The organism is bacterium SCSIO 12741 (assembly GCA_024398055.1).
In the GTDB taxonomy this organism is placed as follows: Bacteria; Bacteroidota; Bacteroidia; order Flavobacteriales_G; family Salibacteraceae; genus SCSIO-12741.
This window is the reverse complement of the sequence record CP073749.1, coordinates 2,441,347-2,459,319: the sequence shown is the minus strand read 5'-3', so window position 1 is coordinate 2,459,319 and position 17,973 is coordinate 2,441,347. Positions and strand designations below refer to the sequence as shown.

General features: G+C 43.7%; 18 protein-coding genes. 8 read left to right on the top strand and 10 right to left on the bottom strand.

The window, feature by feature from the left end:
* Positions 1-8: 8 nt before the first annotated feature.
* Positions 9-749, top strand: coding sequence for a PKD domain-containing protein (locus KFE98_10415; protein ID UTW64525.1), 741 nt, complete (start codon positions 9-11; stop codon positions 747-749).
* Between the two features lie 428 nt (positions 750-1,177).
* Positions 1,178-1,921 (top strand): PKD domain-containing protein, encoded by a 744-nt coding sequence (locus KFE98_10410; GenBank protein UTW64524.1) that lies wholly within the window; start codon positions 1,178-1,180, stop codon positions 1,919-1,921.
* 72 nt (positions 1,922-1,993) lie between these two features.
* Here the strand turns inward: KFE98_10410 and KFE98_10405 are convergent, their stop codons facing one another.
* From KFE98_10405 to KFE98_10380, 6 genes are all read right to left on the bottom strand, one after another.
* Positions 1,994-2,755 (bottom strand): SDR family oxidoreductase, encoded by a 762-nt coding sequence (locus KFE98_10405; GenBank protein UTW64523.1) that lies wholly within the window; start codon positions 2,753-2,755, stop codon positions 1,994-1,996.
* A 164-nt stretch (positions 2,756-2,919) separates the two neighbouring features.
* Positions 2,920-3,543, bottom strand: coding sequence for a hypothetical protein (locus KFE98_10400; protein ID UTW64522.1), 624 nt, complete (start codon positions 3,541-3,543; stop codon positions 2,920-2,922).
* Positions 3,544-3,691: 148 nt separating this feature from the next.
* Positions 3,692-4,669, bottom strand: a complete 978-nt coding sequence (locus KFE98_10395) for an SDR family NAD(P)-dependent oxidoreductase (protein UTW64521.1) — start codon at positions 4,667-4,669, stop codon at positions 3,692-3,694.
* A gap of 99 nt (positions 4,670-4,768) precedes the next feature.
* Positions 4,769-5,677: a helix-turn-helix transcriptional regulator gene (locus KFE98_10390; GenBank protein ID UTW64520.1), complete on the bottom strand. Its 909-nt coding sequence runs from the start codon at positions 5,675-5,677 to the stop codon at positions 4,769-4,771.
* Between the two features lie 120 nt (positions 5,678-5,797).
* Entirely contained in the window at positions 5,798-6,547 is a 750-nt protein-coding gene (locus tag KFE98_10385; protein UTW64519.1) for a DJ-1/PfpI family protein, read from the bottom strand.
* Between the two features lie 70 nt (positions 6,548-6,617).
* Positions 6,618-7,190: a Crp/Fnr family transcriptional regulator gene (locus KFE98_10380; protein UTW64518.1), complete on the bottom strand. Its 573-nt coding sequence runs from the start codon at positions 7,188-7,190 to the stop codon at positions 6,618-6,620.
* Between the two features lie 216 nt (positions 7,191-7,406).
* Between KFE98_10380 and KFE98_10375 the strand changes: the two genes are divergently transcribed.
* Positions 7,407-9,074, top strand: coding sequence for a hypothetical protein (locus tag KFE98_10375; GenBank protein UTW64517.1), 1,668 nt, complete (start codon positions 7,407-7,409; stop codon positions 9,072-9,074).
* A gap of 102 nt (positions 9,075-9,176) precedes the next feature.
* Here the strand turns inward: KFE98_10375 and KFE98_10370 are convergent, their stop codons facing one another.
* The 3 genes from KFE98_10370 to KFE98_10360 all read right to left on the bottom strand — a co-directional run bounded on the left by KFE98_10370 (position 9,177) and on the right by KFE98_10360 (position 11,468).
* Positions 9,177-9,719, bottom strand: a complete 543-nt coding sequence (locus KFE98_10370; protein UTW64516.1) for a hypothetical protein — start codon at positions 9,717-9,719, stop codon at positions 9,177-9,179.
* Between the two features lie 73 nt (positions 9,720-9,792).
* Positions 9,793-10,827: a hypothetical protein gene (locus tag KFE98_10365; protein UTW64515.1), complete on the bottom strand. Its 1,035-nt coding sequence runs from the start codon at positions 10,825-10,827 to the stop codon at positions 9,793-9,795.
* A 53-nt stretch (positions 10,828-10,880) separates the two neighbouring features.
* A complete protein-coding gene (locus tag KFE98_10360; GenBank protein UTW64514.1) occupies positions 10,881-11,468 on the bottom strand; it encodes a hypothetical protein in 588 nt (195 codons plus the stop codon).
* Between the two features lie 75 nt (positions 11,469-11,543).
* On the opposite strand from KFE98_10360, the gene KFE98_10355 reads away from it, so the two are divergent.
* Together KFE98_10355 and KFE98_10350 are read left to right on the top strand one after the other, a co-directional pair.
* Entirely contained in the window at positions 11,544-12,059 is a 516-nt protein-coding gene (locus KFE98_10355) for an RDD family protein (GenBank protein ID UTW64513.1), read from the top strand.
* A gap of 84 nt (positions 12,060-12,143) precedes the next feature.
* On the top strand, positions 12,144-13,382 hold the full coding sequence (locus KFE98_10350; protein ID UTW64512.1) for a hypothetical protein: 1,239 nt from the start codon (positions 12,144-12,146) through the stop codon (positions 13,380-13,382).
* On the opposite strand, the gene KFE98_10345 is transcribed toward KFE98_10350, so the two are convergent.
* A complete protein-coding gene (locus tag KFE98_10345; protein UTW64511.1) occupies positions 13,379-14,101 on the bottom strand; it encodes an RDD family protein in 723 nt (240 codons plus the stop codon). The genes KFE98_10350 and KFE98_10345 overlap by 4 nt on opposite strands.
* A gap of 63 nt (positions 14,102-14,164) precedes the next feature.
* On the opposite strand from KFE98_10345, the gene KFE98_10340 reads away from it, so the two are divergent.
* From KFE98_10340 to KFE98_10330, 3 genes are read left to right on the top strand one after another with little or no spacing between them, the layout of a single operon-like run.
* On the top strand, positions 14,165-16,003 hold the full coding sequence (locus tag KFE98_10340) for a stage II sporulation protein M (GenBank protein ID UTW64510.1): 1,839 nt from the start codon (positions 14,165-14,167) through the stop codon (positions 16,001-16,003).
* Positions 16,004-16,735: a DUF4129 domain-containing protein gene (locus KFE98_10335; GenBank protein ID UTW64509.1), complete on the top strand. Its 732-nt coding sequence runs from the start codon at positions 16,004-16,006 to the stop codon at positions 16,733-16,735.
* Positions 16,728-17,972, top strand: a complete 1,245-nt coding sequence (locus tag KFE98_10330; protein ID UTW64508.1) for a DUF4350 domain-containing protein — start codon at positions 16,728-16,730, stop codon at positions 17,970-17,972. Before KFE98_10335 ends, KFE98_10330 begins: the two co-directional genes overlap by 8 nt.
* The last annotated feature ends 1 nt before the right edge of the window (position 17,973 follow it).

The following is a 17,973-nucleotide window of genomic DNA, read 5'->3' as shown; positions in this document are numbered from 1 at the left end:
TCTAAACGATGAAAACATCATTGCACCTTTCAATCTTTACTCTTTCTGCTCTTGCTTTTATCCTCGTATTAACGGGTTGCGAGAAACCTGATGTTGAACCTACGGTGGCTATTAAAAATGTGCCTACAAACGTGAAAACGGGTGATGTAATCCAGTTTTACAATGACTGCAAGGATGTGGAAACTTACTTGTGGGACTTTGGTGTGGAATCGGGGTCGCCGGATGTAAAGACTTCTACTTTGGCAGATCCTACTCAGATGTATACTACCCCAGGGCACAAAATCGTAACGCTCACAGGAACGAGCAAGGATGGAATTTCGGAATCGGTTCAAATCGGGTTTTCGGTTCAGCAATCGGATCCGGTATCGATAAGTGTTTCGGAGATTGTCATTTTTGGAAATCCCCTACATGTAGATTGGAACACAACGACTCCTGATATCTACCTGAAAATGGTTCAGCTGGACACAGCCAAAGTACTCTATACAACGGAAATTAAGAAAGACTGCATCATGAACAGGGAATACTCTTTCAACACCTCATCGGCTCCTCCCTTCCTCTATTCCCTTTCTTCGGAAAAATACCAGATTGAGGTTTGGGAAAGTAAAACTGGAAGTCCAGACTCGATGATTGATGCCTTTAAAATCAATGGGATCCAATTTACCACTGGAATACGCTTAAACACTCAGTACTCGTCTAAAGCACATCACGTAACTGCCAAGTACGATTACAAGATGAACTACAACTATTAAGATCGAACCTTCTTGAGCCGAAGTTACCCAAAAGAGACCCCCTAAAAATACGTACGTAAACCCGGGTAAATACGGTTCCCAGGCAATCAAAACCCACTCAAACACTTAATAGACAGTTCATTTATCCAATACTTCTATTTCCAAAGACTGGAATTGAGCTGCTGGTGAAAGGTATTTATATACGATTTATTTACCGGTGTCTGCTTGATTTTCAATGCGTTTAAATTCCTCCTCTGAGGTATTTGCAAGCCAGATGTATTTTCCAGTATTTCTACGGGTAAAAAAATTAGAGGTGGACTGTAGATTTGGCCCCGCTTAAGCAAAACTTATAGATGCAATTAACCCCTGCCAAACTGTTAACTATTAAAGTTCCATTTCTATTATTTGCATCGCGAATAGTGTGACAGCAGGCGCTATAACTGAACAAGATGAATACACTTGACTTTTCACGTTTAACCCTTTTTGCCCTTGCTCTATTAATGACTGTTGCCAGTTGTAAAAAAGAGGATGATCCAGAACCGATTGAACCTACCGTTGGAATCAAATCCATGGAAACAACCTACTACACAGGAGACACGATTCAATTTTTAAACAACTGCACAGATGTGGTTACCTACCTCTGGGATTTTGGAGTACCGGACAGTTCTGGAGATGTAAAATCATCGTCAGAAGCCAATCCTAAGCAGGTTTACACAACAGCCGGAAGCAGAACTGTCACGCTCAGAGGCACCAGTAAAGACGGAGTTTCAAGAACGGCTTTAGTAGGTTTGACCATTAAGCAAAAAGCACCAACTTCCCTGGCCATTACCCAAGTCGTGCTCAAGGCCAAATCCGATAGTGTTGATTGGAACACTACCAAACCTGACGTTTACCTGAAAATAGTTCAACTGGACAATACGACGGATCTATACACCTCCGCTGTGGTTAGTGACTGCGCCGCTGGAACGGATATTAATTTCTCCATTAACCTAACATCGCCTTTGCTCTACCCCATGCCACTGAACAAGTATCAAATGCAAGTATGGCAAAAGAATGTGGGTGCCGCAGATTCAATGGTTGATGCATTCCATTTGGCCGAAGGCTTTTTTACGGATAAGCAGCCCCTGGGCACAAACTACTATTCCATTGGACGCAAACTAAGTTGCAAAATGGATTTCACTTTGAATTACTAATCGCGGTAAATAGCAAAAACTAAGGCTTTGGATAGAGGGTACGGTCGTTCTGGAAAAGGAATTGCCCCCCCTTTATCTTCTAAAGCCGCCTTCCGAATGAATTACTTGGCCAGTAATCCACTCTCCTTCTTCGCTTACCAAAAAGCCGATTAGGTTAGCTGTGTCTTTGGGCGTTCCAATTCTTCCAGTCGGGAAGCGTTCTTTAATTTCTTCTCTGAGGTCATCGTCCATCCACCCGGTGTCATTGGGTCCAGGATTAACTGCATTGATGGTGATTCCCTTAGCGGCAATCTCGCTCGAAAGGGTTTGAGTGAGGGTTTCAATGGCGCTCTTGGTCATCGCGTAGGCAATTTCATTGGGCATTTTTCCCAACGATTGCCCCGATGTAAGGTTTACGATACGTCCCCCATTTTCAAACTCAAACCGTTTGATAAACTCTACAATCAACAAGGAGGTTGCTTTCACATTCAGCTTGTAATGATTGTCCATTTCCAAGGCGTTAATATTCTCAATGGAAGTGGGCGTACTGTAAGTCGCGTTATTGATCAAAACGGAAGGAGTTCCCATCTTTTGCTGGACACTTCGGTATAGCACATCGATGGCCACATCATCGGTTAAGTCCAGCTCAAGTTTTTCACAGCGGACGCCGAGATCACAGATTTCCTGCTGAATGATTTCGGGTTCATTTTCTTCAACACCCCAGGGCATTTGATCGTCGTATTCCCGCCAATACGTGAAGAAAATATCAAATCCTTGCCTGGCTAATTCCAGACAAATTGTTCTCCCCATTCCCTTAGTTCGGCTGGCTCCAGTAACGATTGCTATCCTGTTCACTGTCTCCCTTGATTTGGCCTCAAGATTAATACATTTTAGGTCTCAGAAAAAGAAATCGACCTGAATTTAGCCGCAAAAAAAGGGGAGCAAAATGAGCAAATACGCGCAGCGCTCTGAAGACCAGAAACATTGGACCCCGAATTTTTTTTGAAAGATTTTTTACCCTACGCTTTGGGATCGAGGTAATAGATAATCTCGAGAAAATAACCGGCTCCTTCCTGATCACCATCGAACCATTCTTTGAGGATTCCTCCCACCGTAATAGGGCCTTTAGGCAGAGTATCAGTGCCCTTGGAATGAGCAACCATCACTTCGTAGGAGCCTTCAAGCTCCACGTTGTAAACCTGGTATTCGTCCAACATCGGAATGAGGGAAAAAGTAGTAACATCCCCAGTGATTATAGGAAACATCATAAATCCTTCAAACATGGATTTGGAATCTACCATTTGAGGCACTCCGTTAATCTTTGCCAGGGAAGAGAGTTCGACCTCATCGGCAGAATTCTCGGCATTCAAATCATGAACGGCAAACTTGGTGTAAGTCTGCTGGAGTGATTCATCCAAACTGGATAGAATAGCTTCTTTATCCTCAACTGATAGTTGAGCAAGCGACATGTCCAAAAACAACATCATCTGTTGCTTATCCTGAAAAATGCCACTGGCCTTTCCCAATTCAGCTGGCGTAATGACTCCATCGTGGGCTTGGGTCCACAGGTTGTAAAATCGACCTCCGTTGTCTAAAACTTCCAGGGCTTCTTCTCGGGATTTAAAGGGCTCAATCTTCTTCATAACAGCATTCTTTTCCGGCTCACTTTTTTCACCAGGTTAGGTGCTGGTAAAGGTAGTCTCCAATCGCTAAAACGGGGTCAAAAAAAAGCCCGATTTTTCAACCAGGCTCTACTCTTTTCAGAATCTATTTAAACGCTTTCGAAGCTCCTTAAAAAGCAAAGGTTCCCACTGCTTTCTCACTTCCTTCCCAGAGGACCTGAATGTTGTCTTCGCTGGACAAAAAATCTTCGGGTTCCAAATGCACAGGAAATCCTTTCCACCCAGACTCTGGCCCAAAAAAGTCTCCTGATTGAGCCTCCGGATCCAAGGTAGCTCTTATGATTCCAGTTGCACCATCTTCCGCCGATTGAGCCATGTCTTTGAATTCGGAACGCATTTCCATTCCACCATTCTCAGCCGTAGTCAACTGCAAATTGGTAATGGCAAACCCGGGATGGGCAAGCAGAACGCGAACCTGATCCGAACCAGCCTCTTCCAACTTCTGCTTCAATCCGTAAGTAAATACAGCATTGGCCAACTTGGTTTGGTGATAACGTTCCCATCTCGGACCCTGGAAATTGTTGTTTTCCTCATCTGTTCCATCACCCCCTAAGTTGCCTCCATTTTTTTCAAAGTATTTCATTTCTAACGGGCCTCCCAATCGGGCCATGGAAGAGTGATTGATAATACGTCCACCATTACCAGCTTTGAGTAAAGGAAAAAGCTCTTTGGTAATCAAAAAGTGAGACAAAACGTTGGTTTGAATTTGAACGTCGTATCCGTCTCCAGTCGCTTGATCATTTAAGGCCATCACCCCAGCATTGTTAACCAAGGCATCGATCTTATCGTACTTCGAGCGAATGGCATCCATGGCCTCTTGTACGCTGGCAAAATTTTGAAGGTCGCAATCCACGGCCTCGAATTTTCCCTTGGGTACTTCTTCTTGCAATTTGGCCAAAGCTTCCGCCGATCGTTGGCTTGGGCGGTTAAGTAAAATGATGGCTGCTCCTTTTTTAGCCACTTCACGAGCACAGATATATCCTGTGCCACTGGTGGTTCCGGTAATGGCCACCACTTTTCCGGTCATATCCTGGCCATGCTTTTCCAGCACAGAATCCAGGTGTTGGGTTTCTAATTGAATTGTCATGTTCTTGTTTTGTTAGGTAAATAAGCCATTCAAAATTCGGAAGTTGCCGCCCCTTCGCCATTCACATTTCGCAGAAGGACTAACACAAAATGCAGAAGCTCAATTCATCGAGCGATATTGAACGGGAGTTTGCCCGGTTTTGGACTTAAAAACCCGGGTAAAATAATGGGGGTAGTTAAATCCTAAATCATAAGCAATTTCACTCACCGACAACTCTGTTCCAAGCAACATGTTCTTGGCCCGCTCTATCAAAAAATCATTGATGTGATCCTTGGGAGCTCTTCCGGTTTCCTTTTTGATCAAATCACTAAAATAGTGCTGTGAGAGGTTCGCTTTTTCGGCAAATTCCTGAATCGAAGGAGTGACCAGTCGCGACCGGTTTCCTTGTTTGTAATAGGCCTTTAAGTCTTTTTCAAATTGAGTCACCACATCCTTGTGTTGACTGGTACGGGTATTGAATTGTCGTTCGTAAAACCGCAAGGAGTAGTTAAGCAACAATTCCAGGTTGGATACGATAACCCGCTGGCTGTGATTATCGATTCGTTGCTCGTATTCGTTCTTAATCTTTTCGACACAATCCGTAATCACCTGCTCCTCCTCTTCCGAAAGGTGAAGCGCTTCGTATACGTCGTAGTTGAAGAAGGAGTATTCATCAATAATATCAGCGAGGTGGGTATTTCGAATCAAGTCGGGATGGAAATGAAGTAACCATCCGTTAAGGTCTCCTTTCTTTACCGGGCTGTGGTTGGTATAAACCTGACCGGGCGCAGAAAAGACCAGAACACCCTCGGCAAAATCAAAAGAATTTCTTCCGTATTCAATGCCGCAACTTTTGTCCTTAACCGATACCATGTACAGGTCAACTGCGGTTTTGGAACCAACCTGATCTTCGGTTACTTCAAAGTGGGAGAGATCGAGCCAGGAAATTAAAGGGTGTACAGGTTTCGGATAACCCAATTTTTGATGGGCTTCGCTTAAGGTTGTCACCCGTTGAATATCTGATTTCATAGAGGTTTGATTTGCCTTTACAAACTTCTACAAGTTAGCACTTTCAGGCTTGCACAAAACGCGGATAGACTAACAATAAATGCGGAAGCCGCTTCCGCTAAAGGAGGTGCAAGATAGATTCTACTCCTTCCAATCTTGGAGTTGGTCAATATAGAGATAGCTTTCCACAAACTCCCGATGTTCCTGGCTGGTCATTTTTTCCAGCAGTTTTAAGGCGGAAATATAACTGGCTAAGTTTCCATTGGAAGAGCTAAATTTTCCATCTTCCACGAAGGATATTAAACGGTCATTCTGCACCTTCAATTTCGGATAGTCTTTTTGCAATTGCTCTCCGCCTCCTATCCAAGTGACTATCTTATGTCCATCGGCCACTCCCGACTTCCCAATGAGTTGCGCTCCGGCACAGTTACTAACCATATGGTCAGCTTCCTGATTCTTGACTCGAATAAAATCGATGATATTCTGATTGTTCACCTGAGCATGCATGTCGTAAGCGCTCGGCACAAAGAGGGCGGTTAGTTTGGGGCAATTATCAAAGCTATAATCAGGAAGAAACGTCATTCCTTCTTCCGACACAATGGGATCCAGGGATTCGGCAATCGTAATAACATTAAAAAGCTGTTTCCCGTCTTTGTCCAGTTTGGCAAAAACATCGGATGTGGCGACCACTTCACCTTGGAGAACGCCATCGTACATTAAGAGCCCGATAGTGGGCAAGTGGTCATTGAGGGGCCGAAAGTGTTTTGATTGTCTATTGGACTCCATTTCAATTTGGGTAGATTGCTCCTTTTCCGATTTATTTATGGCGTCATCCGAATGGCAGCTGGATAGCATCACACCAACTGTACAGAGCATGAATAATTTTTTCATTGTCAGAGTAGTTTGGGCAAAACTCTGCTCTTTCCGAGAGAAAAAACTTAATCATGATTAAGAAATGGAGTTATCTCTTTTTGGCTTTGATTTTACTCACGAATTCAGGCGACATGCCCAAATAAGAGGCAATCATATATTGCGGAACCCGCTGGGTGAATTTGGGGTTTGAATTCATAAATAGCTGCAGCTGTTCTTCTCCATTCAAACTGTAGATGAATTCGATTCTTTTTTGGGTCGCTACGAAGGTCCTCTCCATTATTTTTCGAAAAAGTCGCTCGGTTTGAGGGACCTTCTCACACAGCTCTTCAAATCCTTTCTGAGGTAATTCAAGAATTTCTGTAGGCTCCAGTGCCTGTATAAAAAGAGTTGAAGGTTTATTATTTATCAAACTCTCATAGTCACTTATCCACCATTGGTCAATTCCAAAATGAATAATCTGTTCATTCCCTTTGTTATCGATATAAAACAAGCGAACACAACCCTTTGTAATGAAATATCTTGATCGGCAATAGTTACCGGCTCGAAGCAAAAAACCCTTTTTCTGCACTTGAACTGGCTTCAGGTAAGATTCGAATATTTGGAATTCGACCTCCGAAATGGAAACATACCTTCTCACATAATCGAGTAATTGCTCATTCATAGCCCCTCAATATTAGGGAGATTTTTTCGAGTTCAACATTCCTTTCCATTTGTTCCTTGCTTGTGTTTACCCCTAACGACGGACCTGTTAAAGCTCACGAAAATGCAGACTCATGAGCCCTTGTTGGTAAGAACAATTCCCTAAATCAAGTAGAAATACGTAGTTCCTACTTCGGATCATTCGTTAAATTCGATCGCCTCATCATCTAACTTAAACATGCACAAACGTCAAATATCGAAGGAGAGCCAATCCGTACCCGCAAACCACAAATCCGAAAATCGAAACCCAAACCGCAACATCGCCGATTTTCGAGAACCACCAAAAGCACTCCTCGCTACCTCGATGAGCAACCCTGCCGTTCAGCGGAAAATCGATTACAAGGGGACCATCATTAAACCGGAAACCATGCACTTTATCAATGAGGTTCAAAAAAGAGACCCCCGATTGGAACCACCTGAACTCAAAGACATTACCCCGGAAATGGTGAATGCACTTGCTGAGCTTACCGAAAACCCTTTTATTTTCAAATATGATTCTGAAAACGGGTTTGAATTGGCTCACCCTGAAGATTCTCACCTTGACCTAAAACGAAGACAAGGATTGGCTCAAATCAATCACCTCGTTGCCGGAGTGAATCTGAATGGTCTGTTTGACTTTGTGGCCCATATGGATATGCACCGACTTCAAGAACAGGAAAAATTCAAAATACCGACAAACATTGACCCGGTTTCTGCCGTGTACCACTACTCTGGAGATGATCATGGTAAAGCTCAACACAAAGAGATCGGAAGTTTGTTGCCCAAGGAGGTAAAGTATGCCGGCCTCGGTCATGGAGAGCGTTGGTTTAGGGACCAATTCTACCAAACTTACGGGCTGAATGAGGAGGGCAAACCTCAATTTTTAGGAGCTCCACACTTAGATGAGATTTCCAAGGATCAAATGGCTGAAGTGGAAGAAAAGAAAAAGAACTCCCTTTTTGGCGGAGGCCAAGACACTATGAACCCGGCTCTAAAAGCGGGATTAACATCCGTGGAAGGAATGTCGGTCAAAAAAATGGATCGAGATCTCTACCTGCACCAAGGCAAGATGGCCAATTCGCAAAGACCGGAGCGAATCAAAAATTTTGCTTCCTATGGCAACTTTATGGGCGTTCCCGAAACCCAAGTTCATGGATCGCGAAGCCTGATTTTTGGAGCAGATACCAATAAGTGGGAACACGAGGGAAATCCAGTCTTTGGCCCTGGAAAGGAGCAGTTGGAATCGACCCAGCTCAATCCGGAAAATCGAATCGCGATTGACACGAGCTGGCTGAGAGTTGGCCATGCAGATGAAGTGGTATCCATCATCCCCTGGAAGGATGAAGACGGATTTAAGGTAGCCATGGCTAAGGCCGTTAACAGCGGTAAAGAAGATGGCGAGAAGGTCGCAGCAACGGTCAATGAAAAGATTAAAAAAGTGGAAGGCCAGATTCTCAAAAAACGACCTGACCTGGCCGATAAAATCATCCATTTCCCGGTGATGTTTGAGCCAATCGAGGGTGATTTTGGTGGCGCTGTATACAAAGTCATCGGTTCTAACCCGGTTAACCTAATGAGTATCCCTACCTACGAATCCGGAACTACATTGATTATTCCTACCCATCCGGATAATCCGCATGAGGAACAAATTCGTGAAACTTTGCATGGATCAGGCAACACCGTTCATTTTGTGGATGCTGAAGCTGACAATAGTCTTTCAGGCAACCTTCATTGTAAAACCAACGAAGTTCGCGCAGTTCATTCCGCCCACCTTTTGGAAGCAGATACCCGAATAGATGATTCCAAAAAATGCGTGGTCCACGAAGAAGCGCAGCCTGAATTTGGACATCAAACGTTTGAAGTTTAGCTTATCTGTTCTTCAATCCGAAGCCCATTAACCTGCCTCCATTCATTTCCACCCGCTCGGCAAAAACGGAATTTTCTGGTTGATTCCTGATCCAAGAGGTGTTTATTGGTTTTCGTTTTTCTTATTTACTCCCATTACCCATCGGGCTACCTTGGAGTAATTCATAATGAGTAAGTAACCAATGATCAGATTCATGGTAGCTATGGCCCAATCAAAATATTGGACACCCGCCGTTTCATATTGAAAAAGACTAAACAATTCGTTTTGTGTTCCAACATGTTCTTTAAAGGCGAAATAACAGTTGTAGATAAAGCTGGGGAAATAGTCAATGAAAAGTAAACCACCAATGATCAGGACAGCAAAAGACACCAATTTCAAACCATCGAAATTTCCAATAATGATTTGATCATCATCAAAGCCTTGATCCAGTCTTAGCCATCGGATCAGCAAATCTACATTTCGAATCAAAAGAGCATAAATGGCCACAGTTACGGCGACCACCACAAGGACGTATATGGCAAGCCAAATATCAAACCCGGAAATTGAATAGGTAAATAGGGACGGGACCGAATGAAACAAGGTAAGAACCAAGCCATACAATCCGAAGAGCTTGATTACTAGTCGAAGGAAATCTTTTTTTGTCATGAAGGGAATATTTTGGTTTGGGTAGGGTTCTATTCCATTTGAGGTCAAAAAGATAGAATAATTCCCTTGAAACCTACATCAACACCCCATGCTTGGGTTTGATAGCTGGCGGCAATTCGGTTTCTCCCAACATTTCGCGAAGGTCAATTTCAATGGTTCGGCAGAGGGACATCATAGGAATGTCGTTGGCCATTCCTTCAAAGGGGTTTTCGGAATAGTCTCCGATGATTTCCATCATAACGTACACCCATCCCAGCAAAGCAGTGATAGGCACAGATAGGTAGAGCCCCCAAGTGCCTAAATTCATCAATTCCGGAATCATACTAAAGGGCAACAGAGCAATGAAAATACCTACAAAATAGCGACTCATGTTGGCGTATTGTCGCGGAAGAGGAAACTTCTTGATTCGTTCGTTTTTTCCCTGCAGGGTATAGAAGCTGCGCAAAACGCTTTCCATCTCCATGTGGCGAAAATCATCAATAAGTCCTTTTTCACGCAACTTGGTCAAATCCCGGGATTGTTCATTAATGATTTGGGTTGCCGTATTTACATGGCCAATCAAGCGGTCGTGCTCTTCGGCTGGCAAAAACTGAGAAAGTTCTGAACGAGTCACGTCATCATCCAACAAACCCACTCCAAATCTTTTTTGGTAAAAACGAGCCGTCCTGGCCATCATACCTCCCTGGCTAACGTGTTCCCAGGAAGTAGGAACCAAAAGCTGACTCCGGTGGGCATACAGCCAGCCAACATGGCGGTAGACCAATCTTTTTTTGATAGCCTTTAGCTCATCATCGCTCAACTTTTCATGGGCAAACTGATTGGTCACAAATCCATCCACCATCATTCCCCAGGAGCGGCTATCGTTTACAATTCCACCCCAAATTTTGCGGGCTTCCCACATCCGGTCATAGGACTGATTGTTTTTAAAACCCACATAAAATGCCACCGCAGTACCAATAACTGAGACCGGAAGCCAGGGTATATGAAAGGAAATGTAGCCATGGGCGTAAAGGGCCGCCAAACTACTGGTCATAACTGTCAACCACAAGGTATGGTGCCAGGACCAACCAACCACTTTATACAGGGAAATGCTCTTTGTTACAATCATGTTGCTAAGCTAAAATTTTCTCCTTTCGAAATCAGGCTACTGCTTGGAGTTCTCTATTTTGAATCGGAAATGGGCTTTTTTTGAAGGACACCCTTCTTGTAAGTCTCCGATCTTATGACCTCCCCAGCCTTGTCGAATACCTGAGTTGCTCCATGCCTAACCGAACAATACCGCTTCGGAAACAACTTTAATAAAATCGAAAATCTGGGGGCCCTATACCGAACTACTGCCTTTAATTCTCCTGTTAAGTAGTAGACCTTTACCGTTCCAAACCGACAGTCTGTATGGCGGTAACCTTCTGAAAGGAGACGATCAGAAACATCATAAACCTGTAAATAACAAGGAGTGCACCGTTCCAAATTACTCCAGGCAGAAGCATAACGCTCATAAGTTTCAAAATCCACCAAACTATCGTTTACCCGATAGAAAGAACCTTCTGGTGTTTCTGTGCTAGAAAGACTCACCGAATAAAACGGGAGGCGCTCCATCTTTTTCAGGTAATTGAAGTCCTGCCCTCTTAAAGTGAAGGTGGTGAGAATTAACAGAAACAATAGATTCGTCTTCATCATTTGCACTTTCATTCTTATTGAAATGCTGCGATTTTCAAAAGCGATAAACTTACAGAAATCCCAGTTCATCATGGCCCTGTAAATCCTTAACCTTCTTCATCCCGGCGTTTTTACTAATTTGGTTCCCCAGAACTAAAAACCACGATCATGGCCGAACATATTTTAGACGAACACCTGTCTTCCGGAAACTCTCATGTCACTCCCGAACAATTCGCCACCCGTGGGCAGCGATTTGCCAACTACATCATAGATCTCATTGCAATACTTGTCATTCTTTTTGCCGTGGCTTTCGTTTTGGGCGCCTTGCGAATAATAGATGGCAAAAATGAAGCCGCTATCAACGTAATGGTCTATTCCATTATGTATTTGTACTACGCCATTTTTGAAGCTCTTACTGGAAAAACTATTGGTAAAATAGTTACCCAAACCCAGGTAGTAAAGGAAGATGGAAGTCGACCTGACTTTATGAATATTTTGGGGCGGTCTTTGTGCCGATTTATTCCTTTTGAACACTTCTCTTTTTTCGCTTCTTCCGGTCGAGGCTGGCACGACACGATTAGCAAGACGTACGTGGTAGATAACTCCAAACGCAAGGAAGCATTGGAAGCGCCGCCAGCGATCGATGTGAATGACCTTTTTCCAGATAAAGAAAAAGAAGAGTAGCCCCATTCATCGATTCCTGATCGAAGTTCTTTTTCGCCTTATTCAGGTTATTTACTTTCATAGGGTAATTAAACCCCATTGACCTTGGTAAAACGTGTCTTTCGCTTTATTGGAAAAAGCATTTTGGCCCTTTTGGTATTGGCCCTTCTTTCCTACGCCATCTTTCACCTTTCGGAATACTTGAGCGGTGGAACCTATGTAGAATACCTCGAAAAGAATTCGGAAACCGTTGATCTCGATACCCCGTTTTCCTTCTCCATGGCCGATGAAGACTTCGCCTCGAACGACTTAATTCTGGTGGGTGAAATTCATGGTTTTGATCAACCCACACATTTTGATGTCAACCTCTTTAAACATTTGCATGGTCAACATGGTGTACGCACCTACCTGGCCGAGTTGGACTATGTTCAGGGAATCTTACTCAATCAATTTTTGGAAAACGGTGACACTGCGCTTCTTCGAAGCATTCTAAAAAAATGGGTCGTCGTTCAAGGAAGAAACAACCTGGATTACGAAAACAAATATGGGAAACTTCACACCCTTTACAGCAACCTACCCGAAGATCAAAAATTTCGCTTTCTCGGCATTGACAAAATGCAGGACGCAACGCTTTGGACGACTTACCTCAATCAATTTATTGAACAGAATGACACCGCATTCGCAAATCCCATTAGAGATGGTTCGGCCGAAGAAATTCTTCAGCAGCTACAAAAAGATCCTCGTTTCGATTCCCTACCCAATCGACATCACCTAATCACCAACCTGGAATATGTGATCAACAAAAACCGCCGGGAAGAAGTACTTTTCCAAAACTTCTACGACCGCTACCAAACCGAAAACCTTCGGGGTCAAAAACTCTACGGCTACTTTGGGCTCTATCACGTATTTCAATACCGGATCAATGGAAAACATCCTATGGCTTCTCAAATACGCTCTTCTGACTTAGGACTGGAGGAAAAAATTCTTTCGATGAATTTTATGATGAATGAGAGCTACATGGTCATGAAAAGCAAGATGCTGCCTGAGTTTATGCGCGATCCTTCGACCTATACAAAAATGCCTATCTCAGCAGACAACCTGCTCTTTATGTACGTGTATGGAGTGAAGGATTTTAAACGAGTTACTCCGGAGAACAGCAAGTCGTTGTATAAAATGAATGGTAAGAATAGTCCCTACTCGCAATCTTCGAGGCTAAGTACAACCTTTCAAATCCTGCCTTTTGCGCAAACCTTTGAAATGACCGATGAAGGCAAGCCTTACATTCAATACACCATTTTCGTTCGGGGATCAGATTGGGCAGAACCTTTACCTGAAGCTAATTAGCGGGTAAGAGCTACGTAGTCTTTGATCAAGGTTTTAAGGAACTTCGCCTTGTCTTTGGGAAGTTTAATCTGCAGGGTTTCCTGCAAGCGAATCAGCAATTCCTTCATGGCTTCATTGCTGCTTTTTCCCGGATATTTTTTGGCCCGGGTCAATACTTCCTTAATCAATAAAACTTCCGATTCCTTCAAGCGAGTCACCTGAGGATAAACGGGTTCGTAGTTCTCGAGTTCAGACAATTGATAGATTCGGGCAATGCGCAGACGCTCTGCCGGATTGGTTTTGATCACTGTGGTGTTTCCAAAGTAATCACCCAGCCGTTGGCCTTTGGGCGTGGAACTTACCAGAAGAGCCGCGATAAAACCGCTTGACATAACCAGATCGATGCTACGGAAAGCCCATCGGGCGAGGTAATCAAAGAAGCCGATAGGCTGACCATTAATTTTTACCACCCGCAATCGCATCAGGTACTTCCCTGGAGTTTGTCCGTTTCTAAAAGTCTCGAACAACAAGGAATAGAACAAATAAATCAGCGAACACAGAAAAATAACCAACTCCTCAATCTCGTTGGTAATGGCTACGAAAAAGAAAAAGAGAACCAGCATCGAAGTCCAGATAATAACGGTATCTACCAGCCAAGCCAGAAAGCGATCTGTTACGGTGGCAAGACCGTATTCTATCGTTACATTTTGTGTTGTGGTTATGTCGATTGTTCTTCTCATGGCAATTTTGTGGTGGTCATTCCAACGAATAGGGTATTTTTACGGACCCAATCAAAAATTTCTATGAAGGAATCTCATTTCGTAGAGCAAAATAAAGAAAAGTGGAATGAATTCGAAGCGGATCTAAAAAGCAAAAAGAAGGATCCGGAAAAAATTCGCAAGCTTTTCATCGAAATAACCGACGACCTCTCCTTTGCGCGCACCTTTTACAAGAGCCGGTTGGTCAACAATTACCTCAATGGAGTTGCCCAATTGCTGTTTCAGGAGATCTATAAAAACGAAACCGGTCCGGCGAACCAATTCAAAAAATTCTGGACAACGGAGCTTCCTCTTTACCTCTACCAGGCTCGTAAAGAGCTATTAATTTCATTTTTGGTATTTGTTGGCGCGATGGCGATCGGTGTATTCTCCGCCATGCACGATCCTGAGTTCACCACCATGATCATGGGAGAAAGCTATATCACCATGACTGAGGAAAACATTGCCAAAGACGATCCCATGGCGGTGTACAAGGATGAACGACAACTGGGCATGTTTCTGGGCATTACCATGAACAACATCAAGGTGGCCTTTATGACCTTTTTGAGCGGAATATTGGCCAGTATCGGAACCTTGGCGGTGATCATATACAACGGCGTAATGCTGGGCGCTTTCCAGTATTTCTTTATCGAGCGTGGTTTGTTTTGGGAATCCTTCCTTACCATTTGGCAACATGGAGCTTTGGAAATTTCTTCCATCGTTATTGCAGGAGCTGCTGGTATTACTTTGGGCAAGGGCCTCATTTTCCCGGGAACTTATACCCGAAGTATCAGTTTTAGACTGAGTGCTCGTAGGGGATTAAAAATATTAGCTGGGGTGGTTCCGCTATTCATCATCGCGGGCTTCATCGAAGGTTTTATAACCCGATACACAGACATGAACAACGGAATTCGATTGGCCAATATTTTGGTATCCTTTTCCTTTATCGTCTTCTATTATGTTTGGTATCCACGGCGGGTTTATTTGAGTAATCCCGATTTGGCCGTACCTGAATCACCACCCCATCATCCTGATAAAATGGCCTTTGATAAAAGGCAGGTTAACTCCGGTTCAAAAATAATTGGACTGGCCCTTCAAAAAGTGGGAGGTCAACTGATACCGCTACTCAAATGGGGCTTTGGGGCTTCTTTGATTCTCACCCTATTGGTGATGCTCATTTCCCAGGGAATTGATCGGGATTTGATTAACAACCTGATGTATTACGAAGGATTTGATGCGCTGAGTAATCTGGAAAAACGGCCCTATTTGGCCCTGGTCTACTTCCTTTTATTTGCTTCTGCTTCGGGAACTTCCATGTATTTTCTGGAACGAGAAGAGTTGTCCAAAAACAGCCTGATTACCAATATTCGCCACATGATGCCCTATGTGGGATTATCGTCCCTCATATTGAGTTTGGTATTCTTGTTTAATTTCTTTTGGGGCATTCTCTTCCTCATCCTGTTTACCCCATTCTTGTCCGCTTTCATTTCAGGCTCCTTAATTTGGCGAGAGTCCTTTGCTACGGTTTTGAGTAGGTCTACTCAATACACCCTGTCGAATTGGATGACTCTGGGAGAAGTAATTTTAAAAATTGGAGTGATCGTCTTTTTGCTATCCTTCACCTTTACCTCACAGATCTACACCTTCTACATGAGCACGGTAGACATACTCTTCTATTCGGAGAGTCAATTCTACGATCTGGCTTATTTAGGGCTTTCCACCTCTTTGTTTTTTACCTACCTCTTTATGTCGGTAGTTCTGTTTAGCTATTGTTCCCATTACCTGCTGTACACCAATCAAGAAATTCAAACCGGTGCACACCTCAAAGATCGTATTCGACAAGTGGGAGTTCGTAACCGCATACTGGGAATGGATCAAGAATAAATGAAGGCCCAGAAAACATATCGCAGTCTGCTCAGCAGCTTGGTTCTACTGATATGGATCTTTTGCTCCCTGGGGCTATTTGCTCAGGATTCGGAAGAAGGTATTGAGATTGAAGAAGACAAATGGGAAGAGACCATTAAGGACGTTGATTACAGCGAAGATTTTTGGGAAAACGATGACGATGAAGAGGAGGATTCTCAAGCGTCAGAAGATGGAGAGTTCAATCCAGACATCCCAGCCAGCGATGGATTTTCTCTTGGACCACTCAAGTACGTGTTCATTATAGCTGTTATCATGGCACTGCTCTATGTCATCATTATTCTTGCCAGCAATTACAAAAAAGGAGCTTCGGCACACAGCAGGATTAGTGGCGCCGAGTTAGAAGAACTGGAATCGCTATCAGATCCTGAAGCCGATATCGAACAATTTAACCTGGATAGCATGCTGGCCAGCGCCCTAAAATTGGGCAACTACAAGCTCGCCCTTCGTATCCAATACCTTAAGATTGTTCAGCTGCTTTCCGAATCCGGTGCCATTGATTGGAAAAAAGAAAAAACCAACTACGATTACCTCCGTGAACTCAAAGATCACCAAGGTCGCAAAACCTTTCAAACCCTAACCCGAGATTTCGAAAAAATCTGGTATGGTGATTTGGAATTGACCGAGAAAGAATATCAAAACCGGGCTCCCCAATACGAAGCCTTTCAAAAAACCCTAACGCCTGATGAATAACAATTCAATCGTTGTGGTTCTTTTGGTAACCGTTGTTGGGTTATTGGCTGGGGCATTCTATTTTGTTTCGCAATACATCCCCGATCATGATTGGTCGGTACATTACAACCGCTACAGTGATCAGCCTTATGGCACAACCCTGTTTCGGGAATTGCTGGAGGCCCACGACTATGATTTTGACTACATTTCTTACTCCCGGGATTCCGGCTATGTGATCGACACTCCGTCGCAGGCTACCATTTTGTTTATCGGAGATTACATCTATTGCGATAGCAGCAAAGCAGCCGAGCTCAAGAAATTGGTGAATGCCGGAGCCCATGTTTTGGTAGCTTCCGAAATGTTTAACCGAAACCTAACCCGAAGTTTTAGCGAAAACTATGAGCTGAAGGCTCCACTCAAAGATCATGAGCTTCCTGAGGTTACCATGTACCTGTCCTCGGGAGATGGCTCTGACTATGAGTACCATCACAAAATGCTCAAAGACACCGTCGATTTCAACTGGATTCACATCGATCCCGCCTATTTTAAGGACACCCTTCAACCCGAAGGCTGGACGGTTCAAGGAACCATCGACAACAACCTGCCCAACTTTGTTTCTATCGACTATGGAAAGGGTGCGTTTTACCAGCACCTAACACCTCTTGTGTTTACGAACTACCACTTAATCCGTCCCGATGGGTTTAAGTATGTAAGGACTCTCCTCAAACAGTTTCCAGGTAAAAAGGTGTATTGGATTGACAACCGCACCAATGCCGCCTCATCATCAGATCCCTTTTCGCAGTCTACCAAAAGACAGACTCCCCTTCAGTTTATCATGAGCAACCGTTCGTTGCGCTGGGGCTGGTATACTTTGGCCGGTGGTGTCCTGTTATTCCTGCTCTTTAACTTTAAGCGGAAGCAACGTGCCATGCGGGTAATCAATCCTCCGGTAAACTCCTCGGTGTATTACGCCAAAACGGTGGGCCAATTGTTTTACGAGAATGGAGACCCTCGTCACATGGCAGCCCAATTGATGGATCTGTTTCACGCTTATGTACTGCGTAGATATCGAATCCAGCGAACGAAGGATGATGACCTCTACAAACAAGAAATTGCCAAGTACTCTGAATTGGACCCCGAGTTTATCAACGAGCTGTTTGACAAGGGATTCAAGATGAGATACAACGAACTTTCTACCAACAAAGACCTGGTAGAACTACATAGAAAACTCGAACTTTTTTACAAAAAATGCAGATAAA

Coding starts and splice junctions, on each gene's coding strand:
- KFE98_10380 (UTW64518.1), bottom strand. CDS start 7,190: ATGAATGAGCAATTACTCGATTATGTGAGAAGGTATGTTTCCATTTCG.
- KFE98_10335 (UTW64509.1), top strand. CDS start 16,004: ATGAAGGCCCAGAAAACATATCGCAGTCTGCTCAGCAGCTTGGTTCTA.
- KFE98_10375 (UTW64517.1), top strand. CDS start 7,407: ATGCACAAACGTCAAATATCGAAGGAGAGCCAATCCGTACCCGCAAAC.
- KFE98_10390 (UTW64520.1), bottom strand. CDS start 5,677: ATGAAATCAGATATTCAACGGGTGACAACCTTAAGCGAAGCCCATCAA.
- KFE98_10355 (UTW64513.1), top strand. CDS start 11,544: ATGGCCGAACATATTTTAGACGAACACCTGTCTTCCGGAAACTCTCAT.
- KFE98_10400 (UTW64522.1), bottom strand. CDS start 3,543: ATGAAGAAGATTGAGCCCTTTAAATCCCGAGAAGAAGCCCTGGAAGTT.
- KFE98_10415 (UTW64525.1), top strand. CDS start 9: ATGAAAACATCATTGCACCTTTCAATCTTTACTCTTTCTGCTCTTGCT.
- KFE98_10395 (UTW64521.1), bottom strand. CDS start 4,669: ATGACAATTCAATTAGAAACCCAACACCTGGATTCTGTGCTGGAAAAG.
- KFE98_10410 (UTW64524.1), top strand. CDS start 1,178: ATGAATACACTTGACTTTTCACGTTTAACCCTTTTTGCCCTTGCTCTA.
- KFE98_10360 (UTW64514.1), bottom strand. CDS start 11,468: ATGATGAACTGGGATTTCTGTAAGTTTATCGCTTTTGAAAATCGCAGC.
- KFE98_10330 (UTW64508.1), top strand. CDS start 16,728: ATGAATAACAATTCAATCGTTGTGGTTCTTTTGGTAACCGTTGTTGGG.
- KFE98_10340 (UTW64510.1), top strand. CDS start 14,165: ATGAAGGAATCTCATTTCGTAGAGCAAAATAAAGAAAAGTGGAATGAA.
- KFE98_10385 (UTW64519.1), bottom strand. CDS start 6,547: ATGAAAAAATTATTCATGCTCTGTACAGTTGGTGTGATGCTATCCAGC.
- KFE98_10365 (UTW64515.1), bottom strand. CDS start 10,827: ATGATTGTAACAAAGAGCATTTCCCTGTATAAAGTGGTTGGTTGGTCC.
- KFE98_10370 (UTW64516.1), bottom strand. CDS start 9,719: ATGACAAAAAAAGATTTCCTTCGACTAGTAATCAAGCTCTTCGGATTG.
- KFE98_10345 (UTW64511.1), bottom strand. CDS start 14,101: ATGAGAAGAACAATCGACATAACCACAACACAAAATGTAACGATAGAA.